This window comes from Tateyamaria pelophila (genome assembly GCF_019966495.1).
Lineage (GTDB): Bacteria > Pseudomonadota > Alphaproteobacteria > Rhodobacterales > Rhodobacteraceae > Tateyamaria > Tateyamaria pelophila.
The window spans coordinates 1-12,407 of the sequence record NZ_JAIMIA010000047.1 but is presented as its reverse complement, the minus strand read 5'-3'; the positions used below and the strand labels follow the sequence as shown (position 1 = coordinate 12,407).

10 protein-coding genes are annotated in these 12,407 nt (G+C 57.6%); 5 read left to right on the top strand and 5 right to left on the bottom strand.

Features of this window, described 5'->3' with window-relative positions; translation table 11 throughout:
* Positions 1–12 precede the first annotated feature (12 nt).
* The 3 genes from LC354_RS14925 to LC354_RS14915 form a co-directional block, all read right to left on the bottom strand.
* On the bottom strand, positions 13–1,302 hold the full coding sequence (locus LC354_RS14925; RefSeq protein ID WP_223425128.1) for a TRAP transporter large permease: 1,290 nt from the start codon (positions 1,300–1,302) through the stop codon (positions 13–15).
* Entirely contained in the window at positions 1,299–1,838 is a 540-nt protein-coding gene (locus tag LC354_RS14920; protein ID WP_223425126.1) for a TRAP transporter small permease, read from the bottom strand. Before LC354_RS14920 ends, LC354_RS14925 begins: the two co-directional genes overlap by 4 nt.
* Positions 1,839–1,902: 64 nt before the next feature.
* Complete coding sequence (locus LC354_RS14915; RefSeq protein ID WP_223425125.1) at positions 1,903–2,901, bottom strand: TRAP transporter substrate-binding protein; 999 nt, start codon at positions 2,899–2,901, stop codon at positions 1,903–1,905.
* Between the two features lie 99 nt (positions 2,902–3,000).
* Here LC354_RS14915 and LC354_RS14910 point away from each other — a divergent pair, with 99 nt between their 5' ends.
* Complete coding sequence (locus LC354_RS14910) at positions 3,001–3,921, top strand: LysR family transcriptional regulator (RefSeq protein ID WP_223425123.1); 921 nt, start codon at positions 3,001–3,003, stop codon at positions 3,919–3,921.
* A 93-nt stretch (positions 3,922–4,014) separates the two neighbouring features.
* Here the strand turns inward: LC354_RS14910 and LC354_RS14905 are convergent, their stop codons facing one another.
* Positions 4,015–5,241 carry an FAD-dependent monooxygenase gene (locus tag LC354_RS14905; protein WP_223425121.1) on the bottom strand — a complete coding sequence of 409 codons (1,227 nt, stop codon included), beginning with the start codon at positions 5,239–5,241 and terminating at the stop codon, positions 4,015–4,017.
* 110 nt (positions 5,242–5,351) lie between these two features.
* Here LC354_RS14905 and LC354_RS14900 point away from each other — a divergent pair, with 110 nt between their 5' ends.
* The 4 genes from LC354_RS14900 (at position 5,352) to LC354_RS14885 (ending at position 11,655) form a co-directional block, all read left to right on the top strand.
* On the top strand, positions 5,352–6,695 hold the full coding sequence (locus LC354_RS14900; protein ID WP_223425120.1) for an amidase: 1,344 nt from the start codon (positions 5,352–5,354) through the stop codon (positions 6,693–6,695).
* A gap of 205 nt (positions 6,696–6,900) precedes the next feature.
* The gene (locus LC354_RS14895; protein WP_223425118.1) at positions 6,901–8,079 is read left to right on the top strand and encodes an aminotransferase class I/II-fold pyridoxal phosphate-dependent enzyme; all 1,179 of its coding nucleotides are present in this window, start codon (positions 6,901–6,903) and stop codon (positions 8,077–8,079) included.
* A 13-nt stretch (positions 8,080–8,092) separates the two neighbouring features.
* A complete protein-coding gene (locus tag LC354_RS14890) occupies positions 8,093–10,951 on the top strand; it encodes a DNA translocase FtsK (protein ID WP_223425117.1) in 2,859 nt (952 codons plus the stop codon).
* A 113-nt stretch (positions 10,952–11,064) separates the two neighbouring features.
* On the top strand, positions 11,065–11,655 hold the full coding sequence (locus tag LC354_RS14885; protein WP_399203639.1) for an outer membrane lipoprotein carrier protein LolA: 591 nt from the start codon (positions 11,065–11,067) through the stop codon (positions 11,653–11,655).
* Here LC354_RS14885 and LC354_RS14880 read toward each other — a convergent pair.
* On the bottom strand, positions 11,652–12,242 hold the full coding sequence (locus tag LC354_RS14880) for a transglycosylase SLT domain-containing protein (protein ID WP_223425115.1): 591 nt from the start codon (positions 12,240–12,242) through the stop codon (positions 11,652–11,654). The genes LC354_RS14885 and LC354_RS14880 overlap by 4 nt on opposite strands.
* Between the last annotated feature and the right edge of the window lie 165 nt (positions 12,243–12,407).

The window sequence follows — 12,407 nt, the reverse complement described above, 5'->3', positions numbered from 1 at the left end:
TGCGATACCTCCCTAAAGCGCAGGACCATACAGCCAGTTGGGCAAGAGCGTCGCGATATCGGGGAATCCGATCAATATCAGCATGCCGATGATATAGGCCCCGATGAAGGGCAGCACAGCGACCGAGATACGTTCGATCGAGATGTTCGAGATACGCGCAGCGACCGTCAAGTTCGCGCCCAGAGGCGGCGTCAGAAAACCGATCTCGCAGGTGATGACTGTAAAGATGCCGAACATCACCGGATCAACGCCAATCGACGTCACGAGCGGCAGGAATACGGCGGTGAACAGCACGATCTGCGCCAGTGATTCCATAAATGTGCCGATGAAGATATAGAAGATACCGATCAGCAGAAGCACGAGATACTTGTTCTCGGTGATCGATGTGATGCCCTCTTGTACGGCGGCGGGTACATCGAAAAACGCGGTGAGCTGTCCGAAGGCCAGCGTCGGTGTCAGCAAGATCAGGATACCGGTCAGCAGAGCGGTAAACCGTAGCGCGTCGATCAGCTTTTTCAGCGTCAGTTCGCGATAGATAAACACACCGACAAAGAGGGAATAGAACACGGCCACGCCCGCGGCTTCGGTCGGGGTGAAGGCCCCGCCATAGATACCGCCAAGGATCAGCACAGGCGCGCCGATGGACCATTTCCCATCCCAGGCCGCCTTGAGGAACGGTCCCCAGGCAAACGGGTCGCCATCGCCGCCATAGCCGCGACGGCGCGCGATGATGTATGTCGTGATCATCAGCAGAATTGTGACCATGAGACCGGGCAAAAGACCCGCCAGAAACAGCCGCGGGATCGACGTTTCCGAGACCAGACCGTAGATGATCAGCAGGTTCGACGGTGGAATGAGGCTGCCCAGCGCGCCTGCGCTGGCCGTAATCGCGGCAGCAAAGGGAACGTCATAGCCTTCGCGCTTCATTGCGGGTACGGTCACGGATCCGATGGCCGCCGTGGTGGCGGGGCCGGAGCCCGACAGGGCCGCAAACAGCATACAGGCAAAGACTGTCACCAACCCCATTGACCCGCGATAGGCACCGACAAGGGCCGTCGCAATCCCGATCATGCGGTTGGCCATGCCGCCCACTTCCATCAATCGCCCGGCCAGGACAAAGAGGGGGATGGTCAGCAGCGGAAACGGCGTCAGACTGCCGTAGCCGGTCTGCGCCATAAGTGTGTAGGGGATGTCGATGAGATAAATCGCGACAGCGGTGGTCAGACCCACAGCAACGAATAGGGGAATACCCATGATCGTGAGAACGACGAAGCTGATCGCGAGAATGGCAAGGGGGCTCATATGTGGGCCTCGTCATCTGCAATTGGATCAGAGCCATCTTCGTTCAACATGCCCGGCAGGCCCTCTGCCCCGTCACGGTACCATTGGACATAGGTCTGGATCAGCCGGATCAGCATCAGGGTGTAGCCGATCACCAGAATCGTCTGTGGATAGAATTGATTGATCCCAAGGCTGGGGGACGTCTCGGGAAAGCGCCAGAAGATATAGAGATAATCGATGCTGACCCGCACCATGAAGACACAGAAAAATGCCCAAAGCCCATCCGCCAAAAAGATAACATACCGGGCAAGGCGTGGTGGCAGCGCATGGACGGCGACCATGATCCGAATGTGGAACCGTTCACGGACGCAGAGGGACGCACCGGTATAGACCGCCCAGACCATTGCCATCGAGGCGGTTTCTTCGGTCCAGTGCAAAGCGACCTGAAACACATATCTCGCAACGACCTGTGAAAATACGGCGACCGAGATAATCACAAGACATGTACAGCAAATCAGTTCTTCGAAATGTCGCTCGAGCCACTTTAATGCTGTCATCGGGGCGTCCTTGATGTTGGGGCACGTAAAAAGGGGGCCACATGGGCCCCCTTCGATCGACCTGTTATTCGGCCGCCGCCTGGATCATGCCAACAAGCTCGACGAATTCCGGGCCACGCTGTTCGGCAAACTGCGCCTGAACGCCTTTTGCGGCTTCTACGAAGTCTGTCTTGTCCGGCGTCGTCATCGCCATGCCGCCTTCGGTGGCGAGCCAGTTGCGGATCTCTTCGGTCTCGGTTGCGACCTGCAGTGCGAACTCGGCCCCGGCATCATTTGCGGCGCGGATGATCTGCTCACGCTGCTCATCGCTTAGCTTTTTCATGAAGTTGTCGGAGGCAAAGAGCGGCGCAAAGGAGACGAAGTGCTCCAGGATCACCAGATGCGGTTCGAACTCATAGAATTTCATGTCACGAATGAAGGACGTGCCGTTGTCGCCGCCGTCCACCGTACCGGTTTGCAGTGCCGTCGGTGTTTCAGACCAGGCCAGCGGCACCGGGTTTGCGCCAAAGGCTTCGAAGGTGGCGATCATGACCTCGTTCTTGGGCACGCGGATTTTCAGGCCGTCCATGTCCGCCATCGTGTTGACGGGGCGCACGGAGTTGTAGAAATCGCGATAGAGCGCCGGGCCAAACGCGAGCATGTGCACGCTGGTTTCCGCCTGTAGTTTCTCTTTCATGATCTGGCCAACTTCGCCATCGAGGACATTTGCCAGATGGTCCTTGTTCTGAAAAATATACGGCAGCACTGTTACGTCCATCAGCGGCCAGTGCGGAGACACGTTGTTCGCGGTGATGAAAAATCCGTCGACTGTGCCCAGTTGCATTGCCTTGAATGCTTCGTCTTCGGAGCTGATCTGGTTACAGCAACGCAGCTTCACATCAATCGCGCCGTTTGTGTATTCTTCGGCCTTCTGCTCAAAAATCTTGCCAAAACGGCCGTAGAGTGACTCTTCAGGTGCGCCGAACCCGACGTTCATGGTGATGTCTGCCGCAAAAGCGGAAGTTGCTGTCACGCCTGCCAATGCGGCGGACGCAAGAAATGTTCTCAAATTAAAGGCGTTCATGTCGTTCTCCCGGTTAGTCCTTTGTTTCATGCGAGCTTTGCACAACAATTTTCACGAGTATAATATCAAAATAGTCGGTATTGATACAATTTGGGCATCATGAGCATAGATCTTCGACACTTCCGATGCTTTGTGGCCGTCGCCGAAGAGCTTCATTTTCACAAAGCGGCCAAGAAACTCGGCGTGGCGCAACCCGCTCTGAGCCGCACCATTCAGAACCTCGAACGCGCGCTGGGCGTGACCTTGCTCGTGCGCAGCAACCGCAGCGTGGAGATTACGACAGCCGGTCAATCCTTTCTGAAAGGGTGCAAGGAAGTTTTGAACCGAACCACTCAAATCGTCGAAGATACCCAGCGGGTTCATCAGGGTAAAATCGGGACCCTTCGGATCGGATATACCGACAATGCGATCAACGGAAACGCGCCGAAAATCCTGAAGGAATTTCAGGTATCTCAGCCTGATATCGAACTGAGACTGACGCATACCGTCACCTCGGACCAGTTGGTCGATCTAGAAGATGGCACAATCGATTTCGGGTTCGCCACAGGATCGGTGGCACGTGCGGGGTTCGGATATTGCTGTATTCAGCGCGAACAATTTGTTTGTGTTGTCTATGACGGGCATCGGTTTTCGGATCGCAAAAGCGTTCGCCTTGAGGAATTTGCAAATGAGGCAATGATTCACGGAGCGCCAGAGCAATGGGAGCATTTCCATTCCTACCTGATGCCGCTCTATCGCAAGGCCGGATTTGAACCTGTCGTCGCACAGATCGGCCTCGCGACATCGGATATTCTGCGTCTTGTGGCCTGCGGGATGGGAATCACGATCTTGACAGACTCTGTGGCGGATACGCTTGCTCCGGGATTAAAGGTCGTATCGCTGGACGGGGTTTCGGACTATCTGGATACAATCGTCGTGTGGCGTACGGATCAAACAAACAGCGCCAAAGAGTATTTCATCTCTTTCTTGCAAGAATCTTTGCAAGACGGACTCTATCCGGTCGAAACTGCCCAAGCATGATGACGGCACGACGCCGATGGCGGACGATGCGTCCGCCTTACTGGGGTGGCGGTGATTCTGATACCGTAAGGCGGACGCATCGTCCGCCCTGACCTAGAGTGGTTGGCCGCGCATCAGCCGTGGCAGATCGCCGGTCAAGCCGGCCGCTTCGCGGATAAAACTGCGGCGCAGTCTCGGCATAGCGTTGACGACCCCCATTCCGATATCGCGCAATCCGCGAAGTGCCGTATAATCATTCGAAAACAGGCGGTTGAACCCGTCTGTTGCCATTGCCAGCGCGGTATTGTCAAACCTGCGCCACTCTTCGTAGCGGGTCAGTGCTGCAATGCTTCCCGGATCTTCGCCGCGACGGCTGGCATCGGTGATCACTTCGGCCAGTGCTGCGATATCGCGCATGCCCGCATTCAATCCCTGACCCGCAATCGGGTGCACGCCGTGTGCCGCATCGCCGATCAAGGCGATCCGATCCGACAACAGCCGCTGCGCGAGCGACAACGACAACGGATATGTGTAGCGCTGGCCGGTCAGGCTGATCTCCCCCAGAAAATCACCAAAGCGCGGGCGCAGCATCGTCAGATACGCGTCGTCGGGCAGGTTATGAAACGTTGTTGCGGTCTTGGCGCTTTCGCTCCACACAATCGAACTGACATTTCCCGGCAATGGCAGAATGGCAAGCGGGCCGGGCGGCATGAAGAACTGATGGGCAATGCCGTGATGCGGTTTTTCGTGCGCGATCGCACAGACCAGCGCGGTTTGTCCATATCCCCAGCCGACCCGTTTGATGCGCGCCCGCGTCGCGGTGCCGCTGCTGCGTCCGTCCGCCCCGACCAGGAGCCCGGCCGTGAGCGACTTGCCGGAGTTCAGCGTCACCTCTACGCCACTGGCGTTTACCGTTTGCTCAATGACCGTTTCGCCGGACAGATGTGTGATGCCGTCTGTTCCGGACATCGCGTCGAGCAGGGCGCGGCGCAAATATCTGTCCTGCACCATATGGCCCATCGGTCCTTCTTCGATTTCTGCATGGTCGAAATGCATGAAGAAGGGTGACGGTCCTTCGCCAGCGCGGCCATCCGATACCTTGATCTCAAGGATCGGCTGGCTGTTATCGGCGACCATGTCCCACACGCCGATGCCCGCCAGCAGACGTTGCGACGTCAGCGCGACAGCGTAGCTGCGCCCGTCAAAAGCCGCGTTTTTACGCACGTTTTCCTTCAGCGCATCGATGACGGTGACCTGCAAACCGGTTTGGGCCAGAGCCAGGGCGAGGATCGGGCCGGACAGCCCGCCGCCGACAATCAGGATATCGCAGTCGCGTGTCATGGCATGCCTTTGGATCAAACTTGCATAGACCGCAATATGGCGGTGCGGTTGGGATTGTCCATGCGCCAGCACGTCGCTACCGTCGCTGAAACTGGATGTGGAGGTCGGCAATGCAAGAGTGGTTGGACAAGAGCGCGGCGGAGTTGGGGGATGCCATCGCATCGGGTGCGCTGGATCCCGTTGATCTGACGCAGGCTTTTCTTGACCGGATCAACACCCATGAATTGCGCGACCGCATCTATGCCCGTCTGACTGAGGACCGCGCCTTGGCCGAAGCCGAAGCGGCGCGGTTGCGCGCCAAGGCAGGCCAGCGGTTATCGCCACTGGACGGCGTCCCGATCAGCTGGAAAGACCTTTTTGATACCGCAGGAACGCTGACCGAGGCCGGTTCGAAGTTGTTGAAAGGTCGTGTGCCGGAGCGCGATGCAACCGTTTTACGCAACGCCTCCGCAGCCGGATTGGTGTGCCTTGGCAAGACCCATATGAGCGAATTGGCCTTTTCGGGCCTCGGGTACAACCCTTCTACCGCCACGCCGCCTTGCGTGAATGACTCTGCGGCCGTGCCCGGAGGATCATCGTCGGGTGCTGCGACGTCGGTTGCCTTTGGCTTGGCCCCTGCAGCCATTGGATCGGATACGGGCGGATCCGTACGCATCCCGGCAGCCTGGAACGATCTTGTCGGATTGAAAACCACGGCGGGTCGGTTGTCTTTGGAAGGCTGCGTTCCGCTCAGCCTGAAATTCGACACTGTCGGTCCGCTGACCACAACAGTAAAGGATGCCGCCCTTTTGATGTCCGCATTGGAGGGCCGGAAGGCTTTTGATTTGCGTGGCGGAGCATTGAAGGGTCGGCGATTTGCGGCGCTGCAAACCGTGGTTCTGGATGATATCCGGGATGCGCCACTGGCGGCCTACACTGCGGCGGTGGAGCGGTTGCAGGCGGCGGGTGCCGTGGTCGAACCCGTTGATGTGCCGGAACTGGCCGGTGAAAATGGGGCGATGGCAACGTCTGGCCCGCTCTATCCGGGGGAAGTCTATGGATTGTGGCGCGATGTCATCGAGGCCAATCCGCAAGCGATGTATGCGGAAATTCTGGAACGTTTCCGGCTTGGGGCAACGTTCTCCGCCCCCGATTACAATGCAGCCTGGTCGCGTTTGGAGACGGCTCGGCGGGCCTGGCGTGTACGTATGGCCGGGTATGATGCGGTTCTCGCTCCCTCGGCACCCATCCTGCCGCCGGATCTTGGTCGTCTGAACAGCGATAGTGGTTATTATGTTTCTGAAAACCTTTTGACATTGCGCAACACGCGCGTCGGTAATCTGATGGGGTTGTGTGCGCTGACATTGCCAACCGGCGTGCCCAGCTGCGGTATCATGCTGATGGGTGCGCCATATTGCGAAGAGGCATTGTTGCGGATCGGGGTTGCTGCCGAACAGGTGCTTGGCGAGCCATGATCGTGTCGGCGTGGCATGGATAACAGGGGGGGCCAACCCCCCGCGCTACGCGCTCCCCCCGGAGTTTACCTGGCAAGATGAAGAGGATCGTTGGCCGATTTGCCACAAGATTGGGTTTTGACGTGGTTTTTCTGGACGTGGGAACCAGCCTTGGGGTATCCTATCCCAAACGGGGCGAACACGATCCCGAACCTGAGGCAGTTTTATGACGTTTCCTGAGCGGTTTTCGAACCTTCCGGCTTATGCATTCCCGCGTTTGCGCGCGCTGTTGGACGTTCATCCGTCGGGCGGTGATGTGGTGCATATGACCATTGGCGAGCCGAAACATGCCTTTCCGGCGTGGGTGACGGACGTGATTGCGGAACATGGGGCAGGGTTCAACAGCTACCCGCCAAATGAAGGTATTCCTGAATTACGCGCCGCCTTTTGTGACTGGCTTGCGCGTCGCTACAGCGTTCACATGGACCCTGATGTTCATGTGATGCCTTTGAACGGGACCCGCGAAGGTCTGTACAATGCGGGCATGGCGCTGTGCCCTGAAGCCAAGAACGGTCAGCGCCCCGTCGTGTTGATGCCGAACCCGTTTTACCAAGTGTATATGTTGGCCGCGATTTCGTCCGGAGCCGAGCCTGTTTTGGTGCCTGCAACCGCCGAGACCGGGCATCTGCCGGACTATGCGTCGGTCGACCCGGACATTCTGAACCGAACGGTTGCGTGCTACATGTGCTCGCCGGCCAATCCGCAGGGCGCCGTCGCGGACAAAGCCTACTGGCGTACTCTGATCGCGTTGGCAGACCGCTATGATTTTCAGATTTTTGCGGATGAGTGCTATTCAGAAATATACCGTGACGTGCCGCCGGTTGGCATTCTGGAATGTGTGAGCGACGCTCATCCTGAACGGGTTGTGGCGTTTCATTCACTGTCAAAGCGGTCGAACCTGCCCGGGCTGCGCTCTGGGTTTGTCGTCGGCGGCCCTGAAACGATGCGGCAGGTCAAACAGTTGCGGACCTATGCGGGCACGCCTCTGCCCACTCCATTGCAATATGCGGCGGCGGCTGTGTGGGCGGATGAGGTGCACGTGGTCGAGAACCGGGCCCAGTATCATGAGAAATATGAGATGGCGGACGCCATTCTGGGTGACGTACCGGGCTACGTAGCCCCGGAGGCTGGATTTTTCCTGTGGTTGCCTGTCGCGGATGGGGAAGCCGCGGCACTTAAACTGTGGAAGGCGACCGGCGTGCGGGTTTTGCCCGGCGCATATCTGGCTCGCGAGGTCGATGGGTTCAATCCCGGTCAAAAGTATATTCGGGTGGCCTTGGTCGCTCCAAAGGCAGAGACGGAGCGCGGCCTGAGGGCCATTCGCGATGTAATCTATGCCCAATAAAGACGAGGGAAGCATGGCATATCAGACACGACGGGATCCACTTTTTGATCATGGAATGCAGGCAGCGATTGAAAAGCGCGGCCGTGAGTTGATCGGAATTGCGCTGCTGATCTTGGGTGCGATGGCGGCGGCGATGATGCTGAGTTACACGCCGGATGATCCCAACTGGATGGCTTCGACGGATGCGCCGGTACAAAACTGGATGGGACGCACGGGTGCGGCGCTTGTCGCGCCGATGTTCATGATCGCGGGCTGGGGTATTTTTGGCATTGCGATAATTCTTTTAGCCTGGGGAGCCCGTTTTGCCCTTCATCTGGGCACGGAGCGTGCGCTGGGCCGGTTGATCTTTGCACCGATTGCAATCGCATTTGGCTCTATTTACGCAGCGACGTTGCAGCCTGGATCAGAGTGGGTCGCCACGCACGGTTTTGGCCTCGGCGGGCTGTTCGGGGACACGGTTATGGCGATGATCCTGACGGTTCTTCCGCTCGGATCGGCCTTTTCCGTCAAGATGATGTCTCTTTTGATGGGGGTGGGCATCCTTGTCTTTGGGGCTTTCGTACTTGGCTTTACCATGCCTGAACTGCGCCGTGTGATGCGGTTTCTGGTGGTCGGGCTTGTCATGGCCTATGCCAGTTTGATGACCGTCCTGGGCATCGGTGCCAATGGGGCGGTGAAAACCGCACGCGTCATGCAGGAGCGCAACGCGGAACGGCGTGCGGCGCGCCAAGCCGAAGCACTGGAGGCAGATGAATACGCTGCCAGCCTGCCCGAAGATGAAGACTTCGAAGATGAGGAACCGGCCAAGCCGAGCCTTTTGTCACGCATGCCGACCTTGATCAAACGGAGCGATCCGGCCCCCGATGACATGCCCGAAGCCGAGTTGATCGAGACACATCACGAACTGGATATGGACGCAGGTTCCGGCGAAGAGCGCATCAAGGCCCGGATCTCTGACATTATCAAATCGCGTGTGCGGTCCAATCCCGCGATCCAGATCGGGTCGGTTGCGCCGCTGACGAAGGGCCGGGGGCGGGGACCGGATCCGCTGCTCTTGAATCCCCATCCGCATACGCATCTGCCGCCAGAGCCGCCTTTGACCGCGGCGTCATTGAACCGGGCCGAACCGCAGTTGACTGCCCCATTGGAGGTTCCGGTCGAGGACGAAGAGGTCATCGAAACTGAATCGCTACATGCGTCAGATCACGAGAATACATTTGTACCTGACCCGGTCGCTCCGAAAATCCCCGTGGCCGAGCCTCGGAAGGTTGTTCAACAACCGGTGCGCAAACCTGTCCAACCCAGCACCCGCGCCAAAGCCGAGGCGCAGCCTGCGTTGCGCTTTGAAGACACCCATCCCGGGTTTGAGCTTCCGCCACTGAACCTTCTGGAAAACCCGATCGAAGTTCAGCGCCATCACCTCAGCGATGACGCGTTGGAAGAAAATGCGCGGATGCTTGAGAACGTTCTGGATGACTACGGCGTGAAAGGGGAGATCGTTGCAGTTCGTCCCGGCCCGGTCGTCACGATGTACGAATTGGAACCCGCACCCGGTTTGAAAGCGTCGCGTGTCATCGGCCTTGCAGACGATATCGCCCGCTCCATGGCGGCCTTGTCGGCCCGTGTCTCGACAGTGCCCGGCCGGTCTGTCATCGGCATCGAACTCCCCAACGAGAACCGCGAGAAAGTTGTTCTGCGTGAGATTTTGTCCAGCCGGGATTTCGGTGACAGCAATATGCGCCTGCCATTGGCCCTGGGCAAGGATATCGGTGGCGACTCGGTTGTCGCGAACCTTGCCAAGATGCCTCACCTTCTGATCGCGGGGACGACGGGTTCGGGTAAGTCGGTTGCGATCAACACCATGATCCTGTCGCTGCTGTACAAGCTGACGCCGCAGGAATGTCGGTTGATCATGATCGACCCCAAAATGCTGGAATTGAGTGTTTATGACGGTATTCCGCACTTGTTGAGCCCGGTCGTCACGGATCCTAAGAAGGCTGTCGTGGCCCTCAAGTGGACTGTGGGCGAGATGGAAGATCGCTATCGCAAGATGTCCAAGATGGGTGTGCGCAACATCGAAGGCTACAATGGTCGGGTGCGCGAAGCGCTTGCCAAGGACGAGATGTTCAGTCGCACGGTACAGACCGGATTTGATGATGACACCGGTGAGCCGATCTTTGAGACGGAAGAGATCACACCCGAGGCGCTGCCCTATATTGTCGTGATCGTGGACGAGATGGCAGACCTGATGATGGTCGCGGGCAAAGAGATCGAAGCCTGTATCCAGCGTCTGGCGCAGATGGCGCGGGCCAGCGGCATTCACCTGATCATGGCCACACAGCGTCCGTCGGTCGATGTGATCACCGGTACGATCAAGGCAAACTTCCCGACCCGGATTTCATTCCAGGTCACCTCGAAAATCGACTCGCGCACCATTCTGGGCGAGATGGGGGCCGAACAGCTGCTGGGCATGGGCGACATGCTCTATATGGCGGGCGGGGCCAAGATTACGCGCTGCCACGGTCCCTTCGTCAGTGACGAAGAGGTCGAAGAGATTGTGAACCATCTCAAGGCATTCGGCGCACCGGACTATGTTTCCGGCGTGGTGGAAGGGCCCCCTGAGGACAAGGAAAGCAGCATTGATCAAGTGCTGGGTCTTGGTGGCAACACGGATGGCGAAGACGCACTTTATGATACGGCGGTGGCGATTGTAATCAAGGATCGCAAATGCTCGACCAGCTACATCCAACGCAAATTGGCGATCGGCTATAACAAGGCCGCGCGTCTGGTGGAGCAGATGGAAGATGAGGGTGTCGTCAGTTCGGCGAACCATGTTGGCAAGCGCGAGATCCTTGTGCCTGAACAAGGTTGAAGCATTTGCCGCGTACCAGCGGTCTGCCGCCGCAATTTGTTGAGTGATATCGCATATCGCGCGCCTACGCCTTATATCTGAGCCAAAGGGAAAAGCCGGGAAAGGTGAGCGGTATGAAGCTTTTGAAACGTATGGCCGTGGTCGTATTGGCAAGCGTTGTGGCGCAAGGCGCATGGGCGGATAAATTGCCGTTAGCGGATATTTCAGGTTATCTGAACGATCTTAAAACGGTCCAAGCCAGGTTTACCCAGATCAATGACGACGGGACGACGGACACCGGCACCGTTTACATCAAACGCCCCGGCAAGATGCGTTTTGAATATGATCCACCCAACAGCGCGTTGGTCGTGGCCAGCGCAAACGCGGTCTATATTGCCGACAGCAAGTCGAACCAGCAGCCTGAGACATATCCGCTGCGCCAAACGCCCTTGTCGATCATTCTTGCCCGCAACGTCGACCTGTCCCGTGAGAAGATGGTCGTGGGACATGACTTTGACGGGACCGCGACAGTCATCACCGCCCAAGATCCGGAAAACAGCGAATACGGGAGCATCCAGATGAAATTTACGGATGCGCCCGTGCAATTGCGGCAGTGGGTCGTAAACGACAGCGGCGGTGGTCAGACCACCGTCATTCTCGGCGAGATGACCACAGGCGGCACTTTATCCAACCGCCTGTTCAACCCGCCAAGCCGAGAAAACTAAAGTCCGCGTACCCTGCATTTTTCCAATTGGGTTGCGTACATCTTGGATCGCGCATCGACTTCACCCGCAACACGAACCAGCCACGACTTCTGATTATAGCTGCCGCGTGCATAACCCGAGCGTCCCTCGTGGTAGGCAAGATATTGGTTGCGGGTGTCGTAAAGCGGAATGCCCAGTTTTTCCTCTGTTTCCTTCATGTACCAGCCCATGAAATCCGTCGCATCGCGAATGCGATCGCGCCGGGCGAAACCGCTTCTTGTTGCCGCGAGGTATTCTTCCCATGTGCCATCGAGGGCTTGAGAATATCCAAAAGCGCTGGACTGCCTGCCGACTGGGATCACCCCGGCAGCATAGCGATACGGCGTGCGCGCATTCGAAACGAATTTACTTTCCTGATAGATCGTCGCCATCTGGACATGTACGGGGACGCCCCAGCGGCGCTCCGTTGCCTTGAAGGCGCGGGCGTATTGTGGGCGCTCTGTCAAAATGGAACAGGCATTGTCCAGATATTTGGGCGAGGTTCCAGACCCGCCGCCACAGCTGGCCGCCAATAATACCAATGTCAGTGCGCGAAAGAGTCTGCTCATCTGCCTCACTCGCTTGTTGTTTTTTTCTTACTTTAGCGAATTTTGCTGCTCAGGGAAATCACGATTTTTACAAAACAGCCGCAAGGATTAGGCAGCGGACTCATAAAACTCGATCCACAGCCTGACGGATGCCAGTTTGATCATCGACAGGAAATTGCGTGATGT